Raw genomic sequence first — 26,340 nt, 5'->3', positions numbered from 1 at the left:
CCGCTGCACACTTTTCCTGGAATTGGCCTTTACCCGCGCAATTCCGGACGGAAAACCGCTGCGCACTTTTCCTGGAATTGGCCTTTACCCGCGCAATTCCGGACGGAAAACCGCTGCGCACTTTTCCTGGAATTGCTTTACGGCGCGAAGATCGACCAGTTCATCATCCGGGCGAGCTTCTCCAGGGCGATTGAGCCGAGCTTGGAGTTGCCGTTGTCGTTGAGGCCGGGCGACCAGACCGCCAGCGAAGCCACCCCGGGCACGATGCCGAGAATGCCGCCGCCGACACCGCTCTTGCCCGGGATGCCGACGCGGAAGGCAAAATCGCCCGACCCGTCATAGTGCCCGCAGGTCAGCATCAGCGCGCCGATGCGGCGCGCCCGTTCGGCCGACACGACCGAGTGCCCGGTCGCCGGGTTCCTGCCGCCATTGGCGAGGAAGCGGCCCGCCATGGCAAGCTGGCGGCAACTCATGGCAATCGCGCAATGATGGAAATAGACGCCAAGCGCGAGCTCCGGGGCATGGTCGATATTGCCGAAGGATTTCATGTAGTTGGCCAATGCGAAGTTGCGGTAGCCGGTGGCTCGTTCGGATGCAGCCACTTCGCGATCGATGATGATCGTCTCGTCATCGGCGAGAAACTGGACGAAGCGCAGGATCTCGCCGATCGCCTCGCGCGGCTGATGGCCGGCGAGCAAGACGTCGGAGACGACGATGGCGCCGGCGTTGATGAACGGATTGCGCGGGATGCCGTTCTCATGTTCGAGCTGGACGATCGAATTGAACGGATTGCCGGACGGCTCGCGGCCGACGCGCTGCCACAGCGCATCGCCGACCTTGCCGAGCGCCAACGTCAGGGTAAAGACCTTCGAGACGCTCTGGATCGAAAAGGGTTGATCGGCATCGCCGGCAAGGATGACGCGACCATCATTGGTCACGGCGGCAATGCCGAACCTCTTCGGATCGACCTTGCCGAGCTGCGGGATGTAGGTCGCCACCTCGCCGCGATCGGTGCGCTCCGCCATTTCCGCGGCCACTTCGGCCAATGCCTGCTCGAGCTCCGGCATGGCTTCTATTTCAGCCAGCGTTCGATGCGCGCCAGAGCCTCGACCATGTCGTCATGGCTGCCGGCATAGGAAAAGCGCATGGTGCGATGGCCCTGCAGCGGATCGAAATCGCGACCCGGGGTTGCCGCGACATGCGCCTCGGCAAGCATTTTTCGCGCAAAAGCCATGCTGTCATTGGTATGGCGGGTGACGTCGCAGAAGGCATAGAAGGCGCCGTCCATCGGCGCGGCGAGCGCGAAGCCGAGTTCCGGCAGACGCTTCATCAGAAGATCGCGGTTCCAGGCATAGCGCGCCTTGACCTTTTCCAGCTCCTGCGTGGCCTTGAACGCCTCGATCGCGGCGATCTGCGACAGTTCCGGCGGCGAGATGTAGAGGCTCTGGGCGATGCGCTCGACCGGCCGCACCAGTTCCTGCGGCAACACCATCCAGCCGATGCGCCAGCCGGTCATGCAGTAGTATTTCGAGAAGGAGTTGATCACCGTCACGGCGGCGCCGTACGCCAGCGCGGTGACATCCGGCGCCGCATAGGCCAGCCTGTGGTAGATTTCGTCCGAGATCACAGCGATGCCGAGTTCCTCAGCCGTTCTCACCAGGGCCGCAAGTTCATCCGCCGGAATCACCGCGCCGGTCGGATTGGCGGGACTGGCGAACAGCACGCCCTTGAGCGGCTTTTCGCGATGCGCGCCCTTCAGGTGCTCGGCATGAAGGTAGGCATCCGCGCCGAGCTCGATCTCGACGATCTCGATGCCGAGCGCGGCCATGATATTGCGGTAGGCCGGATAGCCTGGCGCGGCGATGGCGACGCGGTCGCCCGGATCGAACATTGCCAGGAAGGCGAGGTTGAAGGCGGCTGACGAGCCGGTCGTCACCGCAACGCGCGACGGCGCGACGTCGATCCCGTAATGCTCGCCATAGTGCGCCGCGATCGCCTGGCGCAATTCGGCCAGACCCAATGCATCGGTGTAGCCGATGCGGCCATGCCTGAGAGCCGCGGCCGCCGCCTCGCGGACCCCGGCCGGCGCGGGGTCCGACGGCTGGCCGACGGCCATCGACACCACGGGCACGCCGGTAGCCTTCAGCCGATTGGCTTCGGCCAGGATATCCATGGCGTGGAACGGCTCGACTTCCCCCCGGCGCGAAAGCGAAACGACCATTTGACCTCTTCCAGCTGCCGTTATTCGGCGAAATTCCAGACGCAACCCGCCGCAGACTTGCCCTTGAGCTGCCCGGGTTCAAGGACAGCGCCGCACAAATGCCCGATTGATGTGGGGATCACAAGCGCGCAGGAAGTTGCCGGCGCCGACTTTTCATCTTTCGCCCGCTCGTCTACCAGTGGACCTTATGTTGAGCCGACCCCGACCATTGATTGGCAAACCGAAATCTCTCGGCCGAACCGCGCGCGGCTTGGCGACGCTTCTGCTTGCCGCGACTGTTGCCCTCTCGAGCTCGGTGAGCGTCTTCGCGCAGGGCGTGCCAGTGGTGCGCGACGCCGAGATCGAGGCCTTGGTGCGCGATTATGCCCGGCCGATCTTCAAGGCGGCGGGGCTCGCCAATGACGGCATCGATATCGTTCTGGTCAACGATCAGAGTTTCAACGCCTTCGTCACCGGGCGGCGCCTGTTCATCAACACGGGCGCGCTGGCGACCGCGGAAACGCCGAACGAGATCATCGGCGTCATCGCGCACGAGGCCGGCCATATAGCCGGCGGACACCAGCAGAAATTGCGCGACCAGCTCGACCGCGCCAAGACCATGGCCATCATCGCCACGCTGCTCGGCGCCGGCGCCATGGTTGCCGGCGCCACCACCAACAGCCGCGGCCTTGCCGGCGCCGGCATGGGCGTCGCCGCCGGCGGCGGCGAGATGGCGCAGCGCAGCATCCTTGCCTATCAGCGTACCGAAGAAATCACCGCCGACCGTTCGGCGATCACCTATCTGAACGCTACCGGTCAGTCCGGCATGGGCATGCTGAAGACCTTCGGCCGCTTCCAGAGCGCGCTGTCGCTGGCGGGCACCCAGGTCGACCCCTACCGGATCAGCCATCCGATGCCGCAGGAGCGCATCGCCAACCTCGAAGCGCTCGTCAAGCAAAGCCCCTTCGTCAACAATGTCGACCCGCCGGCGCTGCAGCAGCGGCATGACATGATGCGCATCAAGATCGCCGCCTATATGCAGGGCCAGGCGGCCGTTGCACGGCTGATGCGCAAGAACCCGACCAGCCTCGCCTCGCGCTACGGCGACGCGCAGCAGACCTATCTCTATGGCAATCCGGGCGCAGCGCTGACCAAGACCGCGGCGCTGATCAAGGAGCAACCGAAAAACCCGTATTTCCAGGAGCTGCGCGGCGATATCCTGATGAAGATCAACAAGCCGAAGGACGCCGCGGACGCCTATGCCAAGGCGGTCAGCCTCGATCCCGCGCGTTCCGGCCTGCTGTCGGTCTCGGTCGGCCAGGCGCTGATGGCGGTGGGCACGCCCGATTCGCTGAAAAAGGCGGTCACCCAACTCAACATCGGCGTCGGGCGGGACAAGGACAATTCGGAAGCTTATCGCTTTCTGGCGCAGGCATATGGTGAACTCGGCGACATCCCGGCCGCCGATCTCGCCACCGCCGAAGGCCACTACTATGCGGGCGACTACAAAAACGCGAAGATATTCGCCATGCGCGCTCAACAGAAATTGAAACGCGGCGAGCCCCGCTGGGTCCGCGCTCAGGATATCATAAACTACACGCCATCGAATAAACTGAAATGAACCTCCCGGACTTTGGCGGCGACCAAGGCGGACAGGAACAGGCAAAAGGAACGAGATGATGAATAAGGCAATCCTGCTCGGCAGTGCCGGCGGTCTGGCGGTGGCGCTCGGCATGTTGGCCTTCGGCTTCGTGGCGGGAAATCCCCAGGCCGCGAGGGCCGACACCGTGCAAGTGGCACAGATGACGTCCTCTACCGACACCAAGGCCCCTGCCGACACCAAGATCGATCGAAAGGAGGTCGAGGGCATCATCCGCGACTATCTCTTGAAGAATCCGGAAGTTCTGCTCGAGGTGCAGGACGCGCTCGAGGCCAAGCAGAAAGAGGAGCAGCGGCTCGCCGCCCTCGGCGTGATCAAGAATTCCAAAGACGAGATCTTCAACTCCACCTTCGACGGCGTCGTCGGCAACCCGAAGGGCAAGGTCACGATCGTCGAGTTCTATGACTACAACTGCGGCTTCTGCAAACGCGCCATCGAGGACATGCGAGCCTTGACCAAGTCCGACCCGGACCTGCGCTTCGTGCTCAAGGAATTCCCGATCCTCAGCCCGGATTCGCAGAAGGCCAGCGTCGTTTCCATGGCGTTCCACCTGATGCACCCGGAGAAATACGGCGATTTCCACACCGCGCTGCTCGGCGGCCAGGGCCGCGCCACCGAAGCGACCGCCATCAAGGTGGCGCTTTCGCTCGGCGCCGACGAGGCGACGCTGCGCGAGAAGATGAAGGATCCCCGCATCGCCGAAACGATTTCGCGCACCTATGACCTTGCAACGAAGCTGTCGATCACCGGCACGCCGTCCTATGTGGTCGGCAACGAGGTGATCTTCGGAGCGCTCGGCCAGCAGGTTCTGGCGGAAAAGATCGAGGAGGCAAAGAGCGCGCTCTAAGCACCCACGGGTGCAGAAGCCGACCGCTGTGAACAGCGAAAGAACGCACTTGCGCTCTTTTCGCGGGCGGCTATGCCCATTATAGAGGCCCAGTGCGCCGGCTTGGGGTCGGCGCAGAAAAAGGTCTGCATATTGAAAACGATTTTCGTCCTCAACGGTCCCAATCTCAATGCGCTCGGCAAACGCGAGCCGGGGATTTATGGCGGCAAGACGCTTGCGGCCATCGCCGAGGACTGCAAGGCGGCGGGCGCCGCGCTCGGACTCGAGATCGACTTTCGCCAGTCCAACCATGAGGGCGACCTGGTCGACTGGATCCAGGAAGCCGGCGACAAGGCGGCGGGCATCGTCATCAACCCCGGCGCCTACAGCCACACATCGATCGCCATCCACGACGCCATCCGCGCCATCGCGCCGCTGCCCGTCGCGGAAGTCCATCTTTCCAACATCCACGCGCGGGAGCCCTTCCGCCACGTCTCCATGGTCTCGCCGGTCGCTGTCGGCATGATCTGCGGGTTCGGGCCGCTCGGCTACACGCTCGCGCTGCAGGCATTGGCGGCACGCCTGTGACCGGCCCCCAAACAGAAGGCTCGAAAATGTCGATAAAAAAGAACGGTGTTGACCAACAGCTGATTCGCGACCTGGCGGGCATTCTGAACGACACCAACCTGACCGAGATCGAGGTTGAGCTCGGCGATCTCAAGGTGCGCGTATCGCGCCAGACACAGGCCGTTCATGCGGTTGCCGCGCCGATCGCCGCAGCTCCCGTAGCCGCGACGGCTCAGTCCGGTGCGGCGGCCGCAGCCGTGGCCGCCGATCCGTCCAAGAACGCCGTGCCTTCGCCTATGGTCGGCACGGCCTATCTGGCGCCCTCGCCCGACGCCAAGCCGTTCGTCGAGATCGGCCAGAAGGTGAAGGAAGGCCAGACGCTGCTCATCATCGAGGCGATGAAGACGATGAACCAGATCCCCTCGCCGCGCGCCGGCACGGTGACGGCGATCCTCATCGAGGATGCCCAGCCGGTCGAGTACGGAATGCCGCTAGTGGTCCTTGAGTAAGGCCGGGAACAGTCAACAGATGTTCCAGAAGATCCTCATCGCCAACCGTGGCGAAATCGCGCTCCGGGTGCTGCGCGCCTGCAAGGAACTCGGCATCCAGACGGTGGTGGTCCATTCGACCGCGGATTCCGACGCCATGCATGTGCGGCTTGCCGACGAGAGTGTGTGCATCGGCCCGCCGCCCTCGCGCGAAAGCTATCTCAACATCCACCAGATCGTCGCCGCCTGCGAGATCACCGGCGCCGACGCCGTGCATCCGGGCTACGGCTTCCTGTCGGAAAACGCCAAGTTCGCCGACATCCTTGCCGCCCACAACATCACCTTCATCGGCCCGTCGGGCGACCATATCCGCGTCATGGGCGACAAGATCGAGGCCAAGCGCACCGCAAAGCGGCTCGGCATCCCCGTCGTGCCTGGCTCCGACGGCGCGATCAGCGAGGAGAAGGAAGCCAAGCGCGTCGCCGCCGAGATCGGCTATCCGGTGATCATCAAGGCTTCCGCCGGCGGCGGCGGGCGCGGCATGAAGGTGGCGCACACCGAGGCGGATCTCGAAGTCGCGTTGCAGACGGCAAGGTCGGAGGCGGGTGCGGCCTTCGGCGACGATGCCGTCTATATCGAGAAGTATCTGCAGAAGCCGCGCCATATCGAAGTACAGGTGTTCGGCGACGGCGCCGGCCGCGGCGTGCATTTCGGCGAGCGTGACTGCTCGCTGCAGCGCCGCCACCAGAAGGTCTGGGAGGAAGCCAATTCGCCCGCGCTCAACGCCGAGGAGCGCTCGCGCATCGGCGGCATCTGCGCCAAGGCGATCGCCGATCTGGGCTATTCCGGTGCCGGCACGATCGAATTCCTGTATGAGAATGGCGAGTTCTATTTCATCGAGATGAACACCCGTCTGCAGGTCGAGCACCCGGTGACCGAGGCGATCACCGGCATCGACCTCGTGCATGAGCAGATCCGCGTCGCCTCGGGCGGAGGGCTGTCGGTGAGGCAGGAAGACATCAAGTTCAATGGCCATGCCATCGAGTGCCGCATCAACGCCGAGGACGCGCGCACCTTCACGCCCTCGCCCGGCACGATCACGCATTTCCACACGCCTGGCGGCCTCGGCATCCGCGTCGATTCCGGCGTCTATTCCGGCTACAAGATCCCACCCTATTACGACAGCCTGATCGGCAAGCTCATCGTGCACGGCCGCAACCGCGTCGAATGCATGATGCGGCTGCGCCGCGCGCTCGACGAATTCGTCGTCGACGGCATCAAGACGACGCTGCCGCTGTTCCGCGACCTTGTCGGCAATCCCGACATCGCCAATGGCGACTACGACATCCACTGGCTGGAAAAATACCTGGCCAAGGGTGAATAGCACGGGAACGCGATGACCCGACCCTACGCGCCAGGCTATCGCATACCAACCGATCTCTTGCTCAGGGCCTATGCCTCGGGCGTCTTCCCGATGGCCGAAAGCGCCAACGACCCGGAAGTGTTCTGGGTGCGGCCGGAAACGCGCGGCATCATTCCGCTGGATGGATTCCATACGCCGCGCAGCCTCAAGAAGACGATCCGCAGGCATCCGTTCGACATCCGCTACGACTTCGACTTCGAGGCGACGATCGAGGGTTGCGCTGAAAAGCGCGAGGAGCGCCGCTCGACCTGGATCAATGCGCCGATCCGCGAAGCCTATGTCGAGCTTTTTCGCCTGGGCCACTGCCATTCGGTCGAAGCGTGGCGCGAGGAACGCCTGGTCGGCGGTCTCTATGGCGTTTCGCTGGGAAGGGTGTTCTTCGGCGAAAGCATGTTCGCCAGGGAGACCGACGCTTCAAAGACCTGTCTCTACCATCTCGTCGAACGGTTGAAGGCGCGCGGCTTCGCGCTGCTCGACACGCAGTTCACCACCGAGCATTTGAAGCGCTTCGGCGCCGTCGACGTGCCGCGCGGCCAGTATGAGAAGCTGCTGGCCGAGGCGTTGAAGGGCGAGGCCGTGTTCTATCCCTGAGGATCAGTCTTGCGCTCTATCCAGCGGCGCCTGCGCATGGAACATCATCTTCCAGCCGTTGACACGGTGGACATAGCCGGTGCTGACGAGGGCGGCATAGCGCTCCCCGTTCTCTCGCGTCGCGCGCGCATCGTAGGTCAGCATGACGATGTCGCTGCCGGGTTCGATCATGCCCTTCAACTTTATGTCGAGGTCGCGCCAGCGATTGGGCTTGCTGGCCGTCTCCGCCAATTGCGCATTGGTCATAGCCTTGGCCATCTGTGGAAACGCGACCAGGCATTCCGTGTCGGCATTGGCTTCATAATAGGCGGAATCGCCGGTCCAGAACCCTCTCTCGATATCGAGGAGTTCTTCCTTGTTGGCGGTGATCGGCTTCGTGGCCATCGCGCAATCCTCCTCGCCTGTCGCCAATTTGGAACGGCTGAAGAGCGGGCAGGTTCCGAGATCAGTTTGCGGTGGCGGGCTCGTCGTCAGCCGGTTCGGGCGCGGCGTCGGCAGGTTGCGCCGGAGCCTTGGGCTTGGCGGCCTCGATGTTCGGCTTGGTCGCGTCGGCCTTGGCCGCGGTCGGCGGCGGCACGTCGGACTTCTGCTTGCAGCCCTTGAGCCAGACGTCATAGACGGCGTGCTCGACCGCATTGAGGCCAGGGCTTTCGGCAAACATCCAGCCGGTGAAGATGCGACGGATCTTGCGGTCAAGCGTGATTTCGTCGACCTCGACGAAGGAATCGGTCTTGGGCTGCTCGGTGTCCGGCCGCGAATAGCAGACGCGCGGCGTCACCTGCAAAGCGCCGAACTGCACGGTTTCGTCGATATAGACGTCGAAGGTGATGATGCGGCCGGTGATCTTGTCGATGCCGGCGAACTCGGCCACCGGATTGGTGATGCGGTCGGAGGACGAAGGCGCGGCGGCCGGCGCCTGCGCGGCGGCGACGCCCGCCGGGGCGGCAACCAGAATGGACGTCGCCGCGATCAGCGCCTTTGAGATTTGGCCGAAAGAGCTCATGCGAAATACCGGTGGTTGCGCCCGGGTGATTCTTCAATGCCCAAGGCTAATCGTGGCTGCGCCATCAGCAAGCAGCTAAACGCCAATTGTGGCGACAAAGGACCGAACCTGTGCAGCGGAAAGGATTAAGATCCGGGCGTCCAGGCGTCGTAGTCGCCGGTCACCTGCGGGCGGTGCTGGTTGGTCAGAATGGAACCCTGCGGACGATAGGCGCCGGGCGTTCCGGTCAGGTTCGGCCGATGCTCTTTCTGCCACTCGCGAGCCTTGTAGCTCTCGCTCGATGGAGGTGTGTCGACGCGGTGGTGAATCCAGCCATGCCAGCCCGGCGGGATCTTCGAGGCTTCCGAATAGTCGCGATAGATGACCCAGCGGCGGGTCCGGCCTTCCGAATCGATGCCGCCCTCATAGTAGACGTTGCCGGCTTCGTCCTCGCCGACCCTCTTGCCGAAGCGCCAGGTGTGGAAGCGGGTGCCGAGCGTCTGGCTGTTCCACCAGGTGAAAAACTGCAGCAGGAAAGTTTTCATCCAGATCCTCGCGGCGGCAGCGGCTGCGCCTTTCCCCTGCTTATGGCGTCACGCCACAACGAAGGCAAGGGTTTTGCCATAACCCAAACGCAAATGCTTCGTGCATTAAATCGATGCAGCCGCCCTGCCGGCTACAACGCGGCTTGCCAAGCGCTGCCTGTCTTTCTAAAGCTCGGCCCGCCTATTTCGGGCACGCCTTGAGGGAGGTGACGATTGACCCGGGATCCGTCCGCCGACCGCCGGATCGACGCCGAAGACATTCGCCGCCGCAAGGGTGGCGTGCCGATCGTCTGCCTCACCGCTTACACCTATCCCGTCGCCCGCCTGCTCGATCCACATGTCGACCTGCTCCTGGTCGGTGACAGCGTCGCCATGGTCCTGCACGGCCACGCCACGACGCTCGGCGCCTCGCTGGAGATGATGATCGCGCACGGGCAGGCCGTGATGCGCGGCTCGGCCAAAGCCTGCGTCGTGGTCGACATGCCGGCCGGCAGCTATGAGGCCTCGCCGGCACGGGCCGCGGCGTCGGCAAGGCGTATCGTCGAGGAAACAGGCTGCCAGGCCGTGAAGCTCGAAGGCGGCGTCGATATGGCCGCCCAGATCGCGGCGATCGTGGCCGAAGGAGTCGCGGTCATGGGCCACATCGGCCTGCAGCCGCAATCGGTGGAAAAGGACGGCGGCTACAAGATCAAGGGCCGGACGGAGGAAAATATCGCCGCGCTGTTGCACGATGCCGAAGCGGTTGAAAAAGCCGGCGCCTTCTCGCTCGTCATCGAGGGCACGATGGAGGCCGTGGCCGCGAAGCTGACCCGTCATATTTCCATACCGACCATCGGTATCGGCGCCAGCGCCGACTGCGACGGCCAGATCCTGGTGATCGACGACATGGTCGGCATGACCGTTGATCGCGTGCCGAAATTCGTCAAGGAATATGCAGACTTGCGCCGTGTGATTGCGGATGCGGCGGCGCGCTACGCCGCTGAGGTCCGCAGCCGCGCCTTTCCCGGTTCAGACCACGTCTTCACGACGGCATCCGGCAAGGACGAGACATGAACGAGCCAATCGTCGTCGACAGCGTCACCGCCCTTCGCGCGCAGGTTCGGGACTGGCGGCGGGCCGGTCTCGGGGTCGCCATGGTGCCGACCATGGGCGCATTGCATGACGGCCATATCTCGCTGGTCAGGATCGCGCTCGAACGGGCCGATCGCTGCGTCGTTTCGATCTTCGTCAATCCGACCCAGTTCGCGCCGACGGAAGATCTCGACAAATATCCGCGCCACCTGGCGCGCGATCTCGACCAGCTGCGGGATGCGGGCGCGCATCTGGCCTTCACCCCAGGCGTGAGCGAAATGTACCCCGATGGCTTCGCCACCAAGATTTCGGTGGGCGGCCCCTCCTTTGGCCTCGAAACGGATTTCAGGCCGAGTTTCTTCGATGGCGTCGCGACCGTGGTGGCCAAGCTCTTCCTGCAGGCGGCGCCCGATTGCGCCGTGTTCGGTGAGAAGGACTACCAGCAGCTTTGCGTCGTCAGGCAGCTCTGCCGCGATCTCGACCTGCCCGTCGAGATCGTCGGCGCGCCGACCGTGCGCGACGCCCACGGCCTCGCCATGTCGTCGCGCAATGCGTATCTCGGCGCGGCCGAGCTCGAAACCGCGTGCAAGCTCAACGTGATCCTTCGCCGCACGGCGGCCGCACTTTCGGCCGGCGCGGATCAAGCTGGCGCCACGGATGCCGCTGTAAAGGCCCTGGTCTCCGCCGGCTTCCGGAAGGTCGACTATGTCGCCGCCCGCACGAGCGTCACGCTCAAGCCTTGGCAGCGGGATCGCGACGGCCGCCTGCTCGCGGCAGCCTGGCTCGGCACGACAAGGCTGATCGACAATGTGGAAATTCCCTCCACCTGACCGAGGGCTCAATGCATCCGGATCAGGCGCGCCCTCTTATTCGTCCGATGGCATGTGCAGGTACATCGACTGGATGCCGACACGGCCAGGCCCGGTAAAGCGATTGACGACGAAGTTCATGGCGGCGCCGAAGAAGCCGCTGGAAAGCCGATCGATCCTGGTATCCATCTTCACCGAAGCGTCCTTGAACAGCCAGCCGCCGGGCTCGACGTCGATGGTCTCGCCTGGCGCCAGCACCTTCTCGAAGACATTGCCGTAGCCGTGCAGCCAGACGATGCCGTCGCCGGACTCGCCACGGAAGCGATCGATGAAGAAGCCGCTCTGGCCGAACAGCATCGTTCCCAGTCCGCGCACGCGCTCGAAGGTGTAGTCGACGCTGGCCGTGGCGGCGAGAATGCTCGCGCACCTGGATCTCCTCGCCGCGCCGCAGATGGATCGGCACGTTATGGCCCGGTCCGTCACGGCTGAAAGCAATGACGCCCGGCCCGGACGCCTCGGTGACGAAAATCTGCATGCCGGCGATCATGCGTTTCAGCGCGCCGCGCAGCGACTTCAGACCGATGCTGATCGTGGTGTTCTTCCAAAGCAGAATGTGGTGTTCGAAATAGACCGGCATGTTGGTCACATCGACCGACAGCACCGGCACCAGTTCGCCGGCGACGTGATAAGTCACGCCGCCAAAAGTCTCGTCCGACACTTCGGTCGGCATCAGTTCCGGCAGGCTCGGCATGGTTTCCCCCCTCAGCGAGCGGCGCCCCTTGCCTTGTGGCGGGTGCGAGCGCTGCGAGGAACAGGTTTGATCGGGCGGATAGGCGCGATCAAATCAAAACCGCGCGATGATGTAACGGCATGCACGCGGGCGACCTAGCCGAGCCGCTTCTCCAGGATGAGCGCGGGCAATCCCGAATTGCCGCCGCAATCGGCGGTCCTGCCTGCAGGCCGGAACCCATTCGCCTCGTAGAAAGCGATCGCCACGGCATTGGCTTCCTCGACCTCGAGGCGCAGCGTATGCATCTCCGGAAAGCTGGCCTCGACCTCGTCGAGCAGCGATTGGCCGATCCCTTGCCGCTGGCAGGCCGGGTGCACGTAGAGCTGGCTCAGGAGGACGATCTTCGGGTCGGTGGTGGCGGCGGCGAACGCCATACCGCCGAGCCGCCTGCCGTCATCAGCGACCAGGAACTCGGAATTCGGCCGCGTCAGCCGCGCCTTGAGCGAGGCGATCGAATGCCAGTCGTCGGTGATCTCGGTCACCCGCTCGACGCCATAAATGGCGTCATACGTCGCATGCCAGGTCTCGACCAGCAGCGCACGGACCGCAACAAGATCGCGATCGCTGGCGGTGCGGACAAACACCGCCCTACTCGATGCCGAGCTTGATCTTGACGAGGTCGTTGACCGCCTGCGGGTTGGCCTTGCCGCCGGTCGCCTTCATCACCTGGCCGACAAACCACCCCGCCATGGTCGGCTTGGCGCGCGCCTGCTCGGCCTTGTCCGGGTTGGTGGCAATGACCTCGTCGACCGCCTTTTCGATGGCGCCGGTGTCGGTGACCTGCTTCATGCCACGGCTCTCGACGAGCGCGCGCGGATCGCCGCCTTCGTTCCAGACGATCTCGAACAGGTCCTTGGCGATCTTGCCGGAAATGGTGCCTTCCTTGATCAGGTCGATGACGGCGCCGAGCTGCTCAGGCGAAAGCGGTGCATTTTCAATATCCTTGCCGGCTTTGTTGAGAGCGCCGAGCAAGTCGTTGATGACCCAGTTGGCGGCGAGCTTGCCATCGCGCCCGGAGGCCACCTTTTCGAAATAGTCGGCGATCGACTTTTCCGACACCAGCACCGAGGCGTCGTAGGTCGACAGACCGAGCGAGCCGATCAACCGCGCCTTCTTGTCGTCGGGCAATTCCGGCAGATGCTGTGCCAGGGCGTCGACATAGGCCTGGTCGAATTCCAGCGGCAAAAGGTCGGGATCCGGGAAATAGCGATAGTCATGCGCCTCTTCCTTGGAGCGCAAGGAGCGCGTCTCGCCCTTGTTCGGATCGAACAGCCTGGTTTCCTGATCGATCGCGCCGCCATCCTCGAGGATGGCGATCTGCCGGCGCGCCTCGGATTCGATAGCCTGGCCGATGAAGCGGATCGAGTTGACGTTCTTGATTTCGCAGCGCGTGCCGAAGGCGCCGCCCGGACGGCGCACCGAGACGTTGACGTCGGCGCGCAGCGAGCCCTCGTCCATGTTGCCGTCGCAGGTGCCGAGATAGCGCATGATGGTGCGCAGCTTCGTCACATAGGCCTTGGCCTCGTCGGCCGAGCGCATATCGGGCTTGGAAACGATCTCCATCAGCGCGACGCCGGAGCGGTTGAGATCGACATAGGACATGGTCGGGTGCTGGTCGTGCATCGACTTACCGGCGTCCTGCTCCAGGTGCAGGCGCTCGATGCCGACCTCGATATCCTCGAACTCGCCCTGGCGGTCGGGGCCGACGGACACGATCACCTTGCCCTCGCCGACGATCGGCTGCTTGAACTGCGAGATCTGATAACCCTGCGGCAGGTCCGGGTAGAAATAGTTCTTCCGATCGAAGACCGACTTGTGATTGATCGCCGCCTTCAGTCCCAGGCCGGTACGGATCGCCTGCTTGACGCATTCCTCGTTGATGACCGGCAACATGCCCGGCATCGCCGCGTCGACCAGGCTGACATTGGCGTTGGACGCGGCACCAAACGACGTCGAGGCGCCGGAGAAGAGCTTGGCATCCGAGATCACTTGCGCATGCACTTCGAGCCCGATGATGATTTCCCAGTCGCCGGTGGCGCCGGCGATCAGACGTTTTGCGTCGGGGGTGCGGGTGTCGATGATGCTCATGGGGGCCTGCGAACTTAGAATTCTTGGATGCATTAATGCACATTTCGGTGCGCAACTTCGCTAGTGCAAACAGCACGGCGAGACAAGCGCAAAGCCCGCACACTGGCCTTTTCCGCCGTATTCGCCTATAGGGACAACCATTCCAATGGAGAGTGGATCTCCACTTACGCTCAGTCCCGGTGAAGCCCTGACCTCGTAGCGAGGCAGGGCAGCAAAACCTGAAACCCCGTGCCACGACGTCTCGCGGCGGCGGCTTTTGTTGTTTTCCCGGGACTTTCTCCAATGGATATTTCGCGTAACGAACAGCGCGTCCTGCACCTGCTCGCGCAGGGCGGGCGCATCGAAATCGAAAAGAACAAGAGCAGAAAGATCGCCTCGGTCCAGTGCCAGACCCGCGACGGCTGGCGCTACCCCGGCTTGGTCAACGGACGGCGGACCTTATCGCATCACCCGACGCGGGCTCGAGCTCGTCCGCGCCGAGCTCGACAACCGATAGAAGGTGCTATGCGCCGCCGGCTGGAGACAGCCGGCGGTTATCACCGTCTCAGTCCGCTTGACCGTCACTCTCGAGCATGATGCCGATAATTTCAGATCATGCTCTATCCCGATCGACCCAGAAACGGATCCAGATTCAGGTCGATGCGACCTGAAATCATCCTTCCCTAGGCGGTGGCGATATAGGCCTTGATCTCCTCGGCTTCGCGCTCGACGTCCTCGATGCGGCGCTTGACCACGTCGCCGATGGAAACGATGCCGTCCAGCTGGCCGCCCTTTTCGACCGGTAAATGACGGAAGCGGCCTTTCGTCATGATCTCCATGACCTCGTTGACGGTGTGGTTTTCGTTGCAAATCTTCACCTTCGGCGTCATTGCCGAACGCACGGGGATGTCGAGCGCCGCGGCGCCCTCCCTGGCCACCACCCGCACGATGTCGCGCTCCGAGAGAATGCCGACGATCTTGCGATCGCCATTGGTGATAACGAGCGCACCGATCCTGTGCTCGGCCAGCATGCGAATGGCCTCGCTCAGTTTTTCGTTGGGCCCCAGCGTGAACACGTCATGGCCCTTGCTTTCAAGAATTGCCTTAACCGTCATGGCGTCCTCCACTGCCGTTGACGCCGGCTCCCCGCCCCGACCGGCTTTTCCGCCCTGGCGCCCCAGTTAGAGACGCAGGGTGTTTGAAGCGCGTCGAAGGCGCTTCAAGTTTGTGTTTTGATGCATGTCGTTTCCCAAAACCGCTACGCACTTTTGGGCGACACGCATGGCAACATCGTGCGCCGTGATTGGTTGCATTTCAAGTGGATGCGAGGTTTCAGATCGCAGGCAGCGGGCGGTCGAAAAAGCGCAGTCCGAAAAAGCCGGCGACGAAGCCGCCGATATGGGCTTCCCAGGCGATCTGGCCTTCGATACCCGGCGCGAAGCCGAGCAAGCCGGTGGCCAGATTTATGACCATCCAGACGCCCAGAAACGTCATCACGCCTCGCGAACGCAAGACCGCCGCGATCGGCAAGGGTTTGCCGGCGAAGGCCGCCCGTCCGGACGACCGGTCGATGCGGAAGCCGTAGCGCGCCGCCGCTCCCATCATGCCGGAAATTGCACCAGACGCGCCGACCAGCGGCTCTTGGCCAAGCGGATGAAGCGCCCAGAAGAGCGCAACCGAAGCCAGGCCCGTCGCCGCGAAGAACAATGCGAAGCGCGGCGCGCCAAATCGATTGGCCAAAGGCGAACCAAAGGCGGCAAGCCAGATCATGTTGATCAACAGATGAGCTAGCCCACCATGCAGGAATGCATAGGTGAAGGGGCTCGAAAAGGCATAGAAATCAATGTCGTATCGGCCGGAATAGCGAATGGGGACGAAGGCTGCCCGAACGAGCAGGGCAAAGTCCTGATCATCGGTGAGCAGATAGACGCGCACCAGGTGCACCGCTACGCATATGCCGATCACCGCCAGCACCGCAGGCGGCAGGTTGAACACAGGCTCGCGACGCCGAGGTTCGGAAGCCTCGTGCGGCAGCGGTTCGTTCTCGGCGGGACTTGTCGGTTCGCTCATGCGCCCTTGCAGGTCTTGGGGGGACTCGATTTCGGCGAGCATGTAGATCACGCCCTTTCGAATCACAAACAGCGAATCGCCACAGTGCCGATTGGAAACCAGCCGAATCAGAACAGGGGCGAATCAAAAAAGAAGGCCGTCCAGGATTTCCCTGAACGGCCGGTCGAGCCCCCTGCTCCCCATAAACCCTTGACTGAAATGCTGCCGATCGCTGCTGAAACGACCTTTTTGGAGTGGTTTTGATGTGCCACAGGCCTCGGCCATGCGCAACGTAAACCACTTGTTAACCTTAACGACCCCGAGGCGTGAACAAACGTTAACGATACTGGCACGCATCCTGCTCCGCACCGCATGAAGGTCATCGGAGGGCGCCCTGTCTGTTCGCCGATGGGACATCAAAAGACAGATTGTGCGGAGCGGAACGAAAATGAAAGAAAAAGGATCGATCGCGCTGTTCCAATATTGGAACGAGCTGCGTGATGGCCGCCTCGCCCCGAAACGATCGGAAGTGGAGCCGGCCGACATCAAGTCGCTTTTGGCCGATACTTTCATCCTCGAGCGCGACACGCGTGGCCAGGCGGTGTTCCGGCTCGCCGGAACAAGGCTCTGCGCCTATTACGGCCGGGAGCTCAAGGGCTTCTCCTTTCCTTCGCTCTGGCGCGAGAAGGACCAGCGGCTGGTGTCGCGGCTTATGCAAGGCGTTTTCGATCAGAAATCGGTTCTGCTGATGACCTATGAAGGGTTCAGCCGCAACGGGCGTTCCAACAATTTCGAACTGCTGGCGCTGCCGTTGGACGGGGGCGCCGAGAACCAGCGCTGCCTTGGCATCATCAGCACCGCCGACAGGCCGTTCTGGCTCGGCGCCGACCCGCTCGCCGACGCGCTCATCGACACGATCCGGGTGATAGACCCCGAGAAGGAGCCGATGTTCCTGAAGAACCGGCCGGCGATCGATGTTCCCTCGCTCGTTCCGACCGAATTCGAGCCCCCCGAAACCATCTCGGCGCTCGGTCGCGTGCGACGCATCCGTCATCTCGTCGTCTTCGACGGCGGGCGTCACGAATGAGCTCGGACGCGGGGTATTTGCCTGGCCAGCTGTTGGCTTTTGCGCTTGGTGACAGCCTTCCGACGTAAGCATTCGCGGCCGACTTTTCCCGTTTGTTAACCTGCTTCGCTGTAGTTTTTGCGGGAAATTCCTCGCATCGTCGCGCGGAATGCCAACAGGGTGTAGGCAGTCATGAGGTCAGCGGCGGTAGAATATGCACCGTCACGAGCTGAACGGCGCAACTTTCAGCGTGTCCGTGTCAAGATTTACGGGCGCTTCATGCTGGAAGACCGCACCGAGCATCCATGCCAGGTGATCGACATGTCACCCGGCAATGTTGCACTGCGCACGGACCGCATCGGCATGCCGGGCGAAAAGGTCATCGCCTATATCGATCATATCGGCCGTGTCGAAGGCGTCGTGACGCGCACTTCGCAAGACGGTTTCGCCATGACCGTCATCGCCTCGGATCGCAAGAAGGACAAGCTTGCCGCGCAGCTCACCTGGCTTGCCAACAAGCATGAGCTCGACCTGCCCGAGGACCGTCGCCACGAGCGCGTGGCGCCGCGCAATCCGACGAGCGTTCTGCAACTCGTCGACGGACGCCAGTATCAGTGCCGCATCATCGACCTGTCGCTCTCCGGCGCGGCAGTCGAAATCGACGTCAAGCCGGCGATCGGCGTCCAGGTCATGCTCGGGACGATGCGCGGTCAGGTGGTGCGCCATTTCGAGGACGGCGTCGCCATCGAGTTCGCCGTCATCCAGCGACCGGAAACTCTCGATCAGGAATTCAACGCGCCGCGGGCCTGACGCGGGCCGCACCGCAATCGAAGCAAACCGGCCGTTAGCGGCCGGTTTTTTGTTGCCTTGCTTTGGCAGGTCGGACAGGCTGCCCAGCGCCGTCGAAACGTCCCGCGAGCCGGGCGAAATCTGAACAATCCAGGATCGCGATAGTTCAAATTTTATGTTTATTCTACTGGCGTTTTACTCAATAACTACTTCGGGTTTTTGCGTCAAATAAATCCCAACGTGGCACAGTCTCCTCAAACGGGGAGACTACCACTATGAAAATGACGAGGGGCAAGCTGTTGCTCTTGGCAATGGCGATGCAGCTTTCCGCGTGGGGGACGGCAAGCGCAGGACCGGCTTTCATGCATACGGGTGGCCGCACCACCCAGCCCGTCGGTCACTATGATTTCTGCCAGCGCATTCCGGCCGAATGCAACCAGCGGACGCCGAAGGGGGCGCCGGTCGAACTGACGCGCAAGCTGTGGACGACGATCGTCAACGTCAACAATTCGGTCAACACCCGCGTCAAGCCACGCACCGACATGGAGAATTACGGCGTCGAGGAATACTGGGCCTATCCGGTCAACGGCTATGGCGATTGCGAGGACTATGGACTGGAGAAGCGGCGCGAGCTGATGGCCGTAGGGGTTCCGGCCGGTGACCTGTTGATGACGGTGGTGCGCCAGCCGAATGGCGACGGTCATGCGGTGCTGACCGTGCGCACCAACCTCGGCGAGTACATCCTCGACAATCTCGAGCCGAAAGTGCTCGCCTGGAACGACACCGTCTACACCTACCTCAAGCGTCAATCGACCGAGAATTCTGGCGTTTGGGTTACCATCAACGACGGCCGCGACGCCGCGGTCGCCAGCGTCCGCTAAGGGCGCCAAGCATGTCGCCCGGAAGTCCACAGCGATTTTTCGATCGCGGCATGCGCATCGAGGACAAGCACGCCGCCTTGACGCGGCGCGCTTAGGAAGAAAGCCCGGTCGAGTCCCCACCCTCCCCGTCCCCAACGACCGGGTTTTAGGAGCCGGCCCCCGTCCCCGGGGCCGGCTCCGCCATTTTCTGCCTTGAGTCTGTCGTGGTGAGTCCGTCGTGGTGGGTCCATCATGGCCGACGGCGTGTCACGCAGGACCGCTTTCGGATCGGAGCAGACGGGAGCAGTATGGGCCATTCATTGCGGAAGAAGGCGATGCTGGAAGTCCCTGAGGATCGCGGTGCCCGACACCGGTTGTTCAAGGCGATAGACGAAGCCTTCAAGGCCGGTGATTTCGAGGGCCTTGGCAGGATATTCGGTGGTTGGGCGCGCTGGTTCGACGAGAGAATGCCGTTCGAGCTCGGCCTTGGCCATCCGCTGGAATATGCCATCTACTGGAGCCCGACCACGTTCATCACCGCCTTGCTCGATGCCGGTTCAAACCCGAATTATGAGGATCTTGCCGGCTTTCCCTCGATCATTGCCGCGTTGTCGACGGAACGGCCGGACCGGCTGGAAGTCGTCCGTATCCTGCTCGCGCATGGCGCCGATCCGGATATGCGCGGCGTGAACGATTGGACGCCCCTGCATTATGCAGTGTCCCGGCGGGATGCCGAATCGATCCGCCTGCTGCTTCTCTCAGGCGCCGACCCGTCGCTGAAGACCCGCATCGACGATTATGAGACGGCACTGGAAGGCGCAGAAGAGGCCGGGTTCGAAACCGGTGCTTCCCTGCTGCGTGAAGCGATGAGTCGCGTGCTACGATGATGCGCGAGGCAACCCGCCGCCGTCACACCGTCTTCAGCTTGGCCTTGAAGCGTTTGGCGTTGGCGACATAGTGGGCGGCGGAGACGCGCAGCCGCTCTATCGCCGTTTCGTCCAGCGTCCTTATCACCTTGGCGGGCGAGCCGACGATCAGCGAATTGTCGGGAAAAACCTTGTTCTCCGTCACCAGGGCGCCGGCGCCCACCAGCGAGTTGTTGCCGATCCTGGCGCCGTTCAGCACGATGGCGCCCATGCCGATCAGGCTGTTGTCGCCGATCGTGCAGCCATGCAGCAGCGCCCTGTGGCCGATCGTGCAGCCTTCGCCGATGGTCAGCGCAAAGCCCGGATCGGTGTGCATGATCGTATGTTCCTGCACGTTGGTGTCGGCGCCGATCGCAATGAGCTCGCCATCGCCGCGGATGACGACGCCGAACCAGAAGCCGGCGTTGCGGCCGATCCGGATATTGCCGATCAGGGTGGCGTCCGGCGCAATCCAGTTCGTATCGGCATCCTCGAACTGTGGCGCTTTCCCATCGATCGCATAGACCGGCATTTTCGTCTCCGAATCGTCTCAACCAGAGAATTCGAAAGACCCTAAGTTGGCGGTCGCCCAGGATGCAATGGCGATCAGCACGACGCCGAGCGCCAGCGCCCAGGCAATGGCCGTGCAGCCGCAGGACAGCAGCGCCATCGTGCCGATGCGGCCCTCGCGCCTGGCGGCCAAAGCCTCGTTGGTGAGCATGAACGGCCCGGCGCAAGCGGTTGCCGCGAGCGACCGCAGGATATGGAGCGGCGAAACGTAAGGTTCAGCAAAGGCCAGGCGTCGGCCGGACAGCAGTTCCATGACCGATCCGGCCAGCCCGCAAGCCGTGAGACAAACCGCAAAAGCGTAAAGAACAAGCACAACGGGAGCCATGTTTACCAACCATTTACCATGAAAACGCACAGTCGTGCCAACGCGCTGCAAGAGCCATGCCGCGCAGCTTGTGCCGCCCAAGGACAGGTAGGCGGATCGGAGAAATGCGAATGAGAGAGGCAAGCGTCGCCGAGAGCCCGGACTTCGAGGTCGTCGATTCGACCTTGATGAAGCGGGTCTTCTATGTCTTCGCGGCGCTGGCGCTGCTGTCGGTGGCGATCAGCGTCGGCGGCAAATGGCTCGGCCGGTCGATCGCCATGGCCGGCTACACGGATGACGCGACGGTGCGCCGGATCGTCATGGGCAACAATCTGATCAGCGTGCCGGCAAACCTCATCCGCTTCGACCAGGCTAGGCGCGACGGCATCGCGTCGCGACTTGACCTCTACCTGCGCTATCCCGAGATGGACGGCTACAGCACGGCCGCGCGCGACGACTTCAATCACGCGACGACCAGGAAGATCATTTTCCTGTCGTTCGAGCCGCGAATGATGTCGCGCGACATGAGCGGCCGCTTCGCGCCGATCTACAGCGCCCTGATCGAAAAGCCGGGCACACCCGGTCCGGGCGGCACGACGGTTTATGCCTTCACGGAAAAATCAGGCTATCTGAACGAGGTGCTGGCCGTCGCCGAACGCCCAGGCAAGGGTCCGTTCGTCGCCCGCTGCCTGAGCGGGCCGAGCGCGGAGGAATCGTTGGCGCCCTGCGAACGCGACATCCAGGTCGGCGACGATCTCAGCCTCACCTACCGTTTTCCGCACGAACTGCTCGCGAATTGGCCGGCGCTGGACGCGGCAATCGCCGCCAAGGTGGCGAGTATTCTCAAGACGGGCCACTGACGCGATCGCGCCGATCAATCAGCCGGCCGTCCAGCTAGATCATTTCGGCGCGCAACCAGCGTTTCAGGCTGGCTATGTCGCCGTCCCCGACGGCCTTGGCGACACGTCGGCCGACGCTCGCGCCGAACTTGTAGCCATGGCCGGAACAGGCGGAGACGACCAGGCATTTGCCTTTTTCATGCGCGAGGAATTTCTCGTCGGCGGTAAAGGTGTAGGCGCAGGTAACGACCTCGGTCACCTTGTATTCGGTGATGCGGGCGATCGGCGGCGAGAACAGGTTGCGGATCACCTCGCCCTCGCCCGGCACCGGCTGGCGGTTCCAGTCGGCATCGCTGGTCGGCACCTTGTGCAGGCCGGAGCCGAACTTCATGCCGGCGCCGCGCGTGATCGGGATCATGTAGCCATCGGTGACGCCGCCGACGTCGAGGATGACGGGCGCCGCTTCCCAGGCGGCCTTGAGATCCGCCGGCGGTTCGACATAGGCAAGCGCGGTGCGAAAGATCTTCAACTCGCCACCGAGTTCCGGAAACAGCTTCAGCACCCAGGCACCGGCCGCCACCACGACGCGATCGGCCTGCATCGTCTCGCCGCTTTCCAGCAAGATGCGGCCGGCATCGGCGTCGATCTCGACCACTTTGCTGTTTTCATAGACATTGGCGCCGTGGGCGCGCAGCCATCTTGCCAGGCCGGCTGCGATCTTCCTGCAGTGCAAGGCGCCGCCTTCGGTGGAAAAATAGGCATAGCGGAAGGTGCCTGCTTCGAGGAACGGCCAGCGCTCCACCGCGGCCGCCGGTTCGAGCAATTCGAAGGGAAAATTTCCTTCCTCCAATCCCTCGCGATATTCCTCCGCCTCGTCGCCCGCCTCTCGCGAGACGCAAAGGAAACCACGCGGATCGAGGTGGTTTTCGCCAAGGTCGGCCCACAGCTCATCCCAGGCCTCATAGGCCTCGCTGATCAGTTGGCCGTAGCCGGTGCCGGCGCGGTAAGCACGGCGGATGATTCGGTGATGGTCGCCGGAAGCCGCGAGCGGATTGGGGATGGTTCCTTGCTCGACGATCGAGACATTATGGCCGGCCCTGACCAGCGACCAGGCGGTAGACAGTCCCGCGATGCCTGCGCCAACGACGATCACATTCATCAAGACATCCACCCCGGCTCGCCTGGCTCAACGTTTCGGCTTCACGGGCGCCAAAATACGGTCTGGCATCGGGCTGACAAGGCGCGCTAATGGTCTGGCATGACCGATTTGATGCCTGCCTATCTCGCATTTGATCCAACCGGCCGCCGCCTGCGGCTCGACCCGCACGAGCCGGCTTTTGTGCAGAACCCTTATGAGGCCTACGCTTTCCTGCATGGCGCGTCGAACGCCTTCTTCTGGGAAGACTACGGGTTCTGGTGTTTCGGCGGCTTCGACGACGTCAACCGTCTGTTGCGCGACCGCCGCTTCGGGCGCCAGAACCCGGCCGGGATTCCCGACAGCCGCGGCGTGGGCGATGATCGCTCGCACCTGACTGCCTTCGACGCGATCGAGGCCAATTCCATGCTGGAGCTCGAGCCGCCTGTGCACACCAGGCTACGGACGCTGGTCAACCGCGCCTTCGTCTCGCGCCAGGTCGAGCGGCTCAGGCCACGTGTCGAGGTGCTGGCCAAAGAGCTGATCGACCGCTTCGAGCCGGGCGGCGTCGACCTTCTGCCGGCCTACGCCGCGCCGCTGCCGATCACCATCATTGCCGAGATGCTCGGCGTTCCGGTCGAGATGGGGCCGCAACTGCTCGACTGGTCGCACCGGATGGTCGCCATGTACATGCATGGCCGCACCCGCGACACCGAGGACACGGCCAACCGCGCCGCGCGCGATTTCGCGGCCTTCCTGCGCGGCTACGTCGCCGAAAGGCGCAAGAAGCCGGGCGACGATCTGCTTTCGCTGCTGATCGAGGCGCGCGACAACGGCCAGAAGCTTTCGGAAGACGAGCTGGTCTCGTCGGCCATCCTGCTTCTCAATGCCGGCCACGAAGCGACCGTGCACCAGACCGGCAACGCGGTGCGCTCGATCCTCGCGCAAGGCGGCGACCCGCGCCGCTTCTTTGAGACGCCGGAGAGAAACGTCGCGGCCGTCGAGGAATGCCTGCGCTTCGACGCGCCGCTGCACATGTTCCTGCGCTACGCCTATGAGGAGATCGAAGTCTCGCCGGGCATTCTGGTCAAGCCCGGTGAGATGGTGGCGCTGCTGCTCGGCATGGCCAATCACGACCCGCTGGCGTTTTCCGGGCCTGGCACTTTCAACCCGGCGCGCACGGACCAGAAGAATGTCTCCTTCGGCGCCGGCATCCATTTCTGCATCGGCGCGCCACTGGCCAGGCTCGAACTGCAGGTCTCGCTGAAAACGCTGTTCGAGCGGTTGCCGGAGTTGCGCCTGGCCGAGGCGCCGCGCTTCCGCGACAGCTATCACTTCCACGGGCTAGAAAAGCTCGCGGTGACTTTCCGGGGCAACACGAAATGAGATTCGCTTTCCTGCAGGAACCTCCTTTCTGCTTCACCGATGCTTCCGGCAAGCTCGGCGGCTGCGACGCAAAGCTCGCCGAGAAGATTGGCCAGATGCTTGAGCTGGCGGATTTCTCGCCCATCGAGACAGAGTTCGCCGAGTTGCTGCCCGGAGTGGCCAAAGGCCGCTGGGATATGACCACAGGCCTGTTCATCTCGGACGAGCGCCGAAAGCTCGTCGACTTTACGCGATCGATCTGGGCATTGCCTGACGGGCTGATGGTCGCGAAGGGCGATCCGCTGGGGTTGGCGGGCTACCGCTCGCTCGCCCGGAACCCCTCGGCGATATTGGCCGTGATCTCAGACCAGATTCAGCATCAAACCGCACTGCGGAACGGCGTTCCCCCCGGACGAATCAAAACATTCGCAACGCAGGCGGAAGCAGCGGAGGCCGTGGCGCAGGGTGCAGTGCAGGCCTATGCCAGTGTCGCCATGGCGCATCGAGGTTACATCACCCGCGAACCCGATGCTCGGCTCGACGTCGTCGATGTTCCAGCATCCGAGAAGCAGCCTGCCGCCGGCGCCTTCGCGCTGGCCAAGAACAATGCCGCGCTACGTCAAAAGGTGGATCGGTGCCTGGATGAATTGCTCGGCAGCTCGTGGCACCGGGAGATGATGAGCCAATACGGTTTTTCCAACGATGATATCGACCGGCTGCTGTGGGCCGGCCGCTAGCCGTTAAAGCCTGATCACATATTCCTTGCGGGTGGTCTCGAGCACTTCCCAGGTCCCTTTGAAACCCGGCCGCAGCACGAAACTGTCGCCCGCCCGCACGGTGCGCGCCTCACCGCCGTCCTCGGCGATCACCGACACGCCCGCCAGGATGTGGCAGAACTCCCATTCGTCGTAGACAATGCGCCACTTGCCCGGTGTCGCTTCCCAGATGCCGGCATAAAGGCCGCCGTCGCGTTCCTCGACATTCCAGGTGCGGAATTTGGGATCGCCCGAGATCACCCGGTCCGGGGCCGGCGCGCCGGCCTCCGGTTCGATAGTATCGGTGCTGACCGCAAGGAAAGCCGACATCGCGGTCAGACCTTGCTCAGCGCCTGTTCCAGGTCGGCGACGATGTCCTGGACGTCCTCGATGCCGATCGACAGCCGGACCGTGTCCGGGCCGGCGCCGGCCTTGATCTTCTGCTCATCGGAAAGCTGGCGGTGCGTGGTCGAGGCCGGATGGATGACGAGCGACTTGGTGTCGCCGACATTGGCGAGGTGCGAGAACAGTTCCAGCGCCTCGACGAATTTGACGCCGGCCTCGTAGCCACCCTTGAGGCCGAAGGTAAACACGGCTCCCGCGCCCTGCGGCGAATATTTCTTCTGCAGCGCGTTGTTCTTGTCGCTTGGAAGGCCGGGATAGTTCACCCAGGCAACCTTGGGGTGGTTGGAAAGCCAGCCGGCTACCGTGACCGCGTTGTCGCAGTGGCGCTGCATCCTGAGCGGCAGGGTTTCCAGCCCGGTCAGGATCAGAAAAGCGTTGAACGGCGAGATCGCCGGGCCGATGTCGCGCAGGCCGAGCACGCGCGCGGCGATGGCGAAGGCGAAATTGCCGAAGGTCTCGTGCAGGACGATGCCGCCATATTCGGGGCGTGGCTCCGACAGCATCGGATACTTGCCCGACTTCGACCAGTCGAAGGTGCCGCCGTCGACGATGGCGCCGCCGATGGAATTGCCGTGGCCGCCGATGAACTTGGTCAGCGAATGCACGACGATATCGGCGCCGTGCTCGATCGGCCGCACCAGATAGGGCGAGGCCAGCGTGTTGTCGACGATCAGCGGCAGGCCGTGCCGGCGGGCGATGTCGCCGATCTTCTCGATATCGACGAAGATACCGCCGGGATTGGCAAGGCTTTCGATGAAGATCGCCTTGGTCCTGTCGTCGATCTGGCTCTCGAAGGTCGAAGGCTCATTGGTGTCAGCCCAGCGCACCTCCCAGCCAAAATTCTTGAAGGCGTGGCCGAATTGGTTGATCGAGCCGCCATAGAGCTTTGTGGCGGATACGAAATTGTCGCCCGGCTGCAGCAGGTTATGGAAGACGAGGACCTGCGCGGCGTGGCCGGAGGCGACGGCAAGTGCTGCGGTGCCGCCCTCGAGCGCGGCAAGGCGCTCCTCGAGCACGGCCTGCGTCGGGTTCATGATGCGGGTGTAGATGTTGCCAAAGGCCTTCAGCCCGAACAGCGAGGCGGCATGGTCGGCATCGTCGAAGACATAGGAGGTGGTCTGATAGATCGGCGTGGCGCGGGCGCCGGTTGCCGGATCGGGCTTTGCGCCTGCATGAACGGCAAGCGTGTTGAAACCGGGCGTGCGGGTCATCGAAACCTCCCTCTCAAATCTCTCGAAAATCGCCGGGCATTCTTGGCGAAGCGCGGCTGGGAATGCAA

29 protein-coding genes and 2 pseudogenes are annotated in these 26,340 nt (G+C 63.2%); 16 read left to right on the top strand and 15 right to left on the bottom strand.

The window, feature by feature from the left end; genetic code table 11:
* Window positions 1-137 precede the first annotated feature (137 nt).
* Window positions 138-1,067: a glutaminase gene (locus F3H96_RS12280; protein WP_188131362.1), complete on the bottom strand. Its 930-nt coding sequence runs from the start codon at window positions 1,065-1,067 to the stop codon at window positions 138-140.
* Between the two features lie 5 nt (window positions 1,068-1,072).
* Complete coding sequence (locus F3H96_RS12275; protein WP_149801998.1) at window positions 1,073-2,221, bottom strand: aminotransferase class I/II-fold pyridoxal phosphate-dependent enzyme; 1,149 nt, start codon at window positions 2,219-2,221, stop codon at window positions 1,073-1,075.
* Window positions 2,222-2,408: 187 nt separating this feature from the next.
* Between F3H96_RS12275 and F3H96_RS12270 the strand changes: the two genes are divergently transcribed.
* From F3H96_RS12270 to aat, 6 genes are all read left to right on the top strand, one after another.
* Complete coding sequence (locus F3H96_RS12270; protein WP_149801997.1) at window positions 2,409-3,821, top strand: M48 family metalloprotease; 1,413 nt, start codon at window positions 2,409-2,411, stop codon at window positions 3,819-3,821.
* A gap of 58 nt (window positions 3,822-3,879) precedes the next feature.
* The gene (locus F3H96_RS12265) at window positions 3,880-4,707 is read left to right on the top strand and encodes a DsbA family protein (protein ID WP_149801996.1); all 828 of its coding nucleotides are present in this window, start codon (window positions 3,880-3,882) and stop codon (window positions 4,705-4,707) included.
* Window positions 4,708-4,839: 132 nt separating this feature from the next.
* Complete coding sequence (aroQ, locus tag F3H96_RS12260) at window positions 4,840-5,274, top strand: type II 3-dehydroquinate dehydratase (RefSeq protein ID WP_149801995.1); 435 nt, start codon at window positions 4,840-4,842, stop codon at window positions 5,272-5,274.
* 26 nt (window positions 5,275-5,300) lie between these two features.
* The gene (gene accB / locus F3H96_RS12255) at window positions 5,301-5,762 is read left to right on the top strand and encodes an acetyl-CoA carboxylase biotin carboxyl carrier protein (RefSeq protein ID WP_149801994.1); all 462 of its coding nucleotides are present in this window, start codon (window positions 5,301-5,303) and stop codon (window positions 5,760-5,762) included.
* 19 nt (window positions 5,763-5,781) lie between these two features.
* The gene (gene accC / locus F3H96_RS12250) at window positions 5,782-7,125 is read left to right on the top strand and encodes an acetyl-CoA carboxylase biotin carboxylase subunit (protein WP_149801993.1); all 1,344 of its coding nucleotides are present in this window, start codon (window positions 5,782-5,784) and stop codon (window positions 7,123-7,125) included.
* Between the two features lie 12 nt (window positions 7,126-7,137).
* On the top strand, window positions 7,138-7,755 hold the full coding sequence (gene aat / locus F3H96_RS12245; RefSeq protein ID WP_149801992.1) for a leucyl/phenylalanyl-tRNA--protein transferase: 618 nt from the start codon (window positions 7,138-7,140) through the stop codon (window positions 7,753-7,755).
* Between the two features lie 3 nt (window positions 7,756-7,758).
* On the opposite strand, the gene F3H96_RS12240 is transcribed toward aat, so the two are convergent.
* The 3 genes from F3H96_RS12240 to F3H96_RS12230 all read right to left on the bottom strand — a co-directional run bounded on the left by F3H96_RS12240 (window position 7,759) and on the right by F3H96_RS12230 (window position 9,282).
* Window positions 7,759-8,139 carry a hypothetical protein gene (locus F3H96_RS12240; protein ID WP_149801991.1) on the bottom strand — a complete coding sequence of 127 codons (381 nt, stop codon included), beginning with the start codon at window positions 8,137-8,139 and terminating at the stop codon, window positions 7,759-7,761.
* A gap of 61 nt (window positions 8,140-8,200) precedes the next feature.
* The gene (locus F3H96_RS12235; protein ID WP_149801990.1) at window positions 8,201-8,758 is read right to left on the bottom strand and encodes a DUF2155 domain-containing protein; all 558 of its coding nucleotides are present in this window, start codon (window positions 8,756-8,758) and stop codon (window positions 8,201-8,203) included.
* A 125-nt stretch (window positions 8,759-8,883) separates the two neighbouring features.
* Window positions 8,884-9,282, bottom strand: a complete 399-nt coding sequence (locus F3H96_RS12230; RefSeq protein ID WP_140678429.1) for an NADH:ubiquinone oxidoreductase subunit NDUFA12 — start codon at window positions 9,280-9,282, stop codon at window positions 8,884-8,886.
* A gap of 213 nt (window positions 9,283-9,495) precedes the next feature.
* On the opposite strand from F3H96_RS12230, the gene panB reads away from it, so the two are divergent.
* Together panB and panC are read left to right on the top strand one after the other, a co-directional pair.
* Window positions 9,496-10,335, top strand: coding sequence for a 3-methyl-2-oxobutanoate hydroxymethyltransferase (panB, locus tag F3H96_RS12225; RefSeq protein ID WP_149801989.1), 840 nt, complete (start codon window positions 9,496-9,498; stop codon window positions 10,333-10,335).
* Complete coding sequence (panC, locus tag F3H96_RS12220; RefSeq protein WP_149801988.1) at window positions 10,332-11,183, top strand: pantoate--beta-alanine ligase; 852 nt, start codon at window positions 10,332-10,334, stop codon at window positions 11,181-11,183. The genes panB and panC overlap by 4 nt, the downstream gene beginning before the upstream one ends.
* Window positions 11,184-11,219: 36 nt before the next feature.
* Here panC and F3H96_RS12215 read toward each other — a convergent pair.
* The 3 genes and pseudogenes from F3H96_RS12215 to gatB all read right to left on the bottom strand — a co-directional run bounded on the left by F3H96_RS12215 (window position 11,220) and on the right by gatB (window position 14,040).
* Window positions 11,220-11,799 (bottom strand): annotated as a pseudogene (locus F3H96_RS12215) (AIM24 family protein).
* 248 nt (window positions 11,800-12,047) lie between these two features.
* Window positions 12,048-12,536, bottom strand: coding sequence for an N-acetyltransferase (locus F3H96_RS12210; RefSeq protein ID WP_149801987.1), 489 nt, complete (start codon window positions 12,534-12,536; stop codon window positions 12,048-12,050).
* Between the two features lie 4 nt (window positions 12,537-12,540).
* On the bottom strand, window positions 12,541-14,040 hold the full coding sequence (gatB, locus tag F3H96_RS12205) for an Asp-tRNA(Asn)/Glu-tRNA(Gln) amidotransferase subunit GatB (protein ID WP_149801986.1): 1,500 nt from the start codon (window positions 14,038-14,040) through the stop codon (window positions 12,541-12,543).
* A gap of 282 nt (window positions 14,041-14,322) precedes the next feature.
* Between gatB and F3H96_RS12195 the strand changes: the two are divergent.
* Window positions 14,323-14,536: pseudogene (locus F3H96_RS12195) on the top strand (YjhX family toxin).
* Between the two features lie 166 nt (window positions 14,537-14,702).
* Here F3H96_RS12195 and F3H96_RS12190 read toward each other — a convergent pair.
* Together F3H96_RS12190 and F3H96_RS12185 are read right to left on the bottom strand one after the other, a co-directional pair.
* Window positions 14,703-15,134 (bottom strand): CBS domain-containing protein, encoded by a 432-nt coding sequence (locus F3H96_RS12190; protein ID WP_149801985.1) that lies wholly within the window; start codon window positions 15,132-15,134, stop codon window positions 14,703-14,705.
* A 217-nt stretch (window positions 15,135-15,351) separates the two neighbouring features.
* Window positions 15,352-16,089, bottom strand: coding sequence for a rhomboid family intramembrane serine protease (locus F3H96_RS12185; RefSeq protein WP_149801984.1), 738 nt, complete (start codon window positions 16,087-16,089; stop codon window positions 15,352-15,354).
* 427 nt (window positions 16,090-16,516) lie between these two features.
* Between F3H96_RS12185 and F3H96_RS12180 the strand changes: the two genes are divergently transcribed.
* From F3H96_RS12180 to F3H96_RS12165, 4 genes are all read left to right on the top strand, one after another.
* The gene (locus tag F3H96_RS12180; RefSeq protein ID WP_149801983.1) at window positions 16,517-17,155 is read left to right on the top strand and encodes a PAS domain-containing protein; all 639 of its coding nucleotides are present in this window, start codon (window positions 16,517-16,519) and stop codon (window positions 17,153-17,155) included.
* Window positions 17,156-17,326: 171 nt separating this feature from the next.
* Window positions 17,327-17,944 carry a PilZ domain-containing protein gene (locus F3H96_RS12175; protein ID WP_149801982.1) on the top strand — a complete coding sequence of 206 codons (618 nt, stop codon included), beginning with the start codon at window positions 17,327-17,329 and terminating at the stop codon, window positions 17,942-17,944.
* Between the two features lie 254 nt (window positions 17,945-18,198).
* The gene (locus tag F3H96_RS12170) at window positions 18,199-18,804 is read left to right on the top strand and encodes a transglutaminase-like cysteine peptidase (RefSeq protein ID WP_149801981.1); all 606 of its coding nucleotides are present in this window, start codon (window positions 18,199-18,201) and stop codon (window positions 18,802-18,804) included.
* A gap of 314 nt (window positions 18,805-19,118) precedes the next feature.
* On the top strand, window positions 19,119-19,670 hold the full coding sequence (locus F3H96_RS12165; protein ID WP_149801980.1) for an ankyrin repeat domain-containing protein: 552 nt from the start codon (window positions 19,119-19,121) through the stop codon (window positions 19,668-19,670).
* Window positions 19,671-19,692: 22 nt separating this feature from the next.
* On the opposite strand, the gene F3H96_RS12160 is transcribed toward F3H96_RS12165, so the two are convergent.
* Together F3H96_RS12160 and F3H96_RS12155 are read right to left on the bottom strand one after the other, a co-directional pair.
* Entirely contained in the window at window positions 19,693-20,220 is a 528-nt protein-coding gene (locus F3H96_RS12160) for a gamma carbonic anhydrase family protein (RefSeq protein WP_149801979.1), read from the bottom strand.
* 18 nt (window positions 20,221-20,238) lie between these two features.
* Complete coding sequence (locus tag F3H96_RS12155; protein ID WP_149801978.1) at window positions 20,239-20,583, bottom strand: hypothetical protein; 345 nt, start codon at window positions 20,581-20,583, stop codon at window positions 20,239-20,241.
* A gap of 110 nt (window positions 20,584-20,693) precedes the next feature.
* Between F3H96_RS12155 and F3H96_RS12150 the strand changes: the two genes are divergently transcribed.
* Window positions 20,694-21,422, top strand: coding sequence for a hypothetical protein (locus F3H96_RS12150; RefSeq protein ID WP_149801977.1), 729 nt, complete (start codon window positions 20,694-20,696; stop codon window positions 21,420-21,422).
* 34 nt (window positions 21,423-21,456) lie between these two features.
* On the opposite strand, the gene F3H96_RS12145 is transcribed toward F3H96_RS12150, so the two are convergent.
* Entirely contained in the window at window positions 21,457-22,560 is a 1,104-nt protein-coding gene (locus tag F3H96_RS12145) for an FAD-dependent oxidoreductase (protein ID WP_149801976.1), read from the bottom strand.
* A 99-nt stretch (window positions 22,561-22,659) separates the two neighbouring features.
* Between F3H96_RS12145 and F3H96_RS12140 the strand changes: the two genes are divergently transcribed.
* Together F3H96_RS12140 and F3H96_RS12135 are read left to right on the top strand one after the other, a co-directional pair.
* Window positions 22,660-23,922, top strand: a complete 1,263-nt coding sequence (locus F3H96_RS12140; RefSeq protein ID WP_149801975.1) for a cytochrome P450 — start codon at window positions 22,660-22,662, stop codon at window positions 23,920-23,922.
* Window positions 23,919-24,638 (top strand): transporter substrate-binding domain-containing protein, encoded by a 720-nt coding sequence (locus tag F3H96_RS12135; RefSeq protein ID WP_149801974.1) that lies wholly within the window; start codon window positions 23,919-23,921, stop codon window positions 24,636-24,638. The genes F3H96_RS12140 and F3H96_RS12135 overlap by 4 nt, the downstream gene beginning before the upstream one ends.
* 3 nt (window positions 24,639-24,641) lie before the next feature.
* Here the strand turns inward: F3H96_RS12135 and F3H96_RS12130 are convergent, their stop codons facing one another.
* Window positions 24,642-24,986, bottom strand: coding sequence for a cupin domain-containing protein (locus tag F3H96_RS12130; RefSeq protein ID WP_149801973.1), 345 nt, complete (start codon window positions 24,984-24,986; stop codon window positions 24,642-24,644).
* A gap of 5 nt (window positions 24,987-24,991) precedes the next feature.
* Window positions 24,992-26,272 (bottom strand): O-acetylhomoserine aminocarboxypropyltransferase, encoded by a 1,281-nt coding sequence (locus F3H96_RS12125; protein ID WP_149801972.1) that lies wholly within the window; start codon window positions 26,270-26,272, stop codon window positions 24,992-24,994.
* Between the last annotated feature and the right edge of the window lie 68 nt (window positions 26,273-26,340).

It is taken from the genome of Mesorhizobium sp. NFR06, from assembly GCF_900115245.1.
GTDB lineage: Bacteria > Pseudomonadota > Alphaproteobacteria > Rhizobiales > Rhizobiaceae > Mesorhizobium.
The sequence above is the reverse complement of the archived record's forward strand: the minus strand, read 5'-3'. Positions and strand labels throughout refer to the sequence as shown.

What these genes read in the sequence shown, in the direction of transcription:
- F3H96_RS12280 (WP_188131362.1), bottom strand. Translation starts at nt 1,067, where the DNA reads ATGCCGGAGCTCGAGCAGGCATTGGCCGAAGTGGCCGCGGAAATGGCG.
- F3H96_RS12275 (WP_149801998.1), bottom strand. Translation starts at nt 2,221, where the DNA reads ATGGTCGTTTCGCTTTCGCGCCGGGGGGAAGTCGAGCCGTTCCACGCC.
- F3H96_RS12270 (WP_149801997.1), top strand. Translation starts at nt 2,409, where the DNA reads ATGTTGAGCCGACCCCGACCATTGATTGGCAAACCGAAATCTCTCGGC.
- F3H96_RS12265 (WP_149801996.1), top strand. Translation starts at nt 3,880, where the DNA reads ATGAATAAGGCAATCCTGCTCGGCAGTGCCGGCGGTCTGGCGGTGGCG.
- accB (WP_149801994.1), top strand. Translation starts at nt 5,301, where the DNA reads ATGTCGATAAAAAAGAACGGTGTTGACCAACAGCTGATTCGCGACCTG.
- accC (WP_149801993.1), top strand. Translation starts at nt 5,782, where the DNA reads ATGTTCCAGAAGATCCTCATCGCCAACCGTGGCGAAATCGCGCTCCGG.
- aat (WP_149801992.1), top strand. Translation starts at nt 7,138, where the DNA reads ATGACCCGACCCTACGCGCCAGGCTATCGCATACCAACCGATCTCTTG.
- F3H96_RS12240 (WP_149801991.1), bottom strand. Translation starts at nt 8,139, where the DNA reads ATGGCCACGAAGCCGATCACCGCCAACAAGGAAGAACTCCTCGATATC.
- F3H96_RS12235 (WP_149801990.1), bottom strand. Translation starts at nt 8,758, where the DNA reads ATGAGCTCTTTCGGCCAAATCTCAAAGGCGCTGATCGCGGCGACGTCC.
- F3H96_RS12230 (WP_140678429.1), bottom strand. Translation starts at nt 9,282, where the DNA reads ATGAAAACTTTCCTGCTGCAGTTTTTCACCTGGTGGAACAGCCAGACG.
- panC (WP_149801988.1), top strand. Translation starts at nt 10,332, where the DNA reads ATGAACGAGCCAATCGTCGTCGACAGCGTCACCGCCCTTCGCGCGCAG.
- gatB (WP_149801986.1), bottom strand. Translation starts at nt 14,040, where the DNA reads ATGAGCATCATCGACACCCGCACCCCCGACGCAAAACGTCTGATCGCC.
- F3H96_RS12190 (WP_149801985.1), bottom strand. Translation starts at nt 15,134, where the DNA reads ATGACGGTTAAGGCAATTCTTGAAAGCAAGGGCCATGACGTGTTCACG.
- F3H96_RS12185 (WP_149801984.1), bottom strand. Translation starts at nt 16,089, where the DNA reads ATGAGCGAACCGACAAGTCCCGCCGAGAACGAACCGCTGCCGCACGAG.
- F3H96_RS12180 (WP_149801983.1), top strand. Translation starts at nt 16,517, where the DNA reads ATGAAAGAAAAAGGATCGATCGCGCTGTTCCAATATTGGAACGAGCTG.
- F3H96_RS12175 (WP_149801982.1), top strand. Translation starts at nt 17,327, where the DNA reads ATGAGGTCAGCGGCGGTAGAATATGCACCGTCACGAGCTGAACGGCGC.
- F3H96_RS12170 (WP_149801981.1), top strand. Translation starts at nt 18,199, where the DNA reads ATGAAAATGACGAGGGGCAAGCTGTTGCTCTTGGCAATGGCGATGCAG.
- F3H96_RS12165 (WP_149801980.1), top strand. Translation starts at nt 19,119, where the DNA reads ATGCTGGAAGTCCCTGAGGATCGCGGTGCCCGACACCGGTTGTTCAAG.
- F3H96_RS12160 (WP_149801979.1), bottom strand. Translation starts at nt 20,220, where the DNA reads ATGCCGGTCTATGCGATCGATGGGAAAGCGCCACAGTTCGAGGATGCC.
- F3H96_RS12155 (WP_149801978.1), bottom strand. Translation starts at nt 20,583, where the DNA reads ATGGCTCCCGTTGTGCTTGTTCTTTACGCTTTTGCGGTTTGTCTCACG.
- F3H96_RS12150 (WP_149801977.1), top strand. Translation starts at nt 20,694, where the DNA reads ATGAGAGAGGCAAGCGTCGCCGAGAGCCCGGACTTCGAGGTCGTCGAT.
- F3H96_RS12145 (WP_149801976.1), bottom strand. Translation starts at nt 22,560, where the DNA reads ATGAATGTGATCGTCGTTGGCGCAGGCATCGCGGGACTGTCTACCGCC.
- F3H96_RS12140 (WP_149801975.1), top strand. Translation starts at nt 22,660, where the DNA reads ATGACCGATTTGATGCCTGCCTATCTCGCATTTGATCCAACCGGCCGC.
- F3H96_RS12135 (WP_149801974.1), top strand. Translation starts at nt 23,919, where the DNA reads ATGAGATTCGCTTTCCTGCAGGAACCTCCTTTCTGCTTCACCGATGCT.
- F3H96_RS12130 (WP_149801973.1), bottom strand. Translation starts at nt 24,986, where the DNA reads ATGTCGGCTTTCCTTGCGGTCAGCACCGATACTATCGAACCGGAGGCC.
- F3H96_RS12125 (WP_149801972.1), bottom strand. Translation starts at nt 26,272, where the DNA reads ATGACCCGCACGCCCGGTTTCAACACGCTTGCCGTTCATGCAGGCGCA.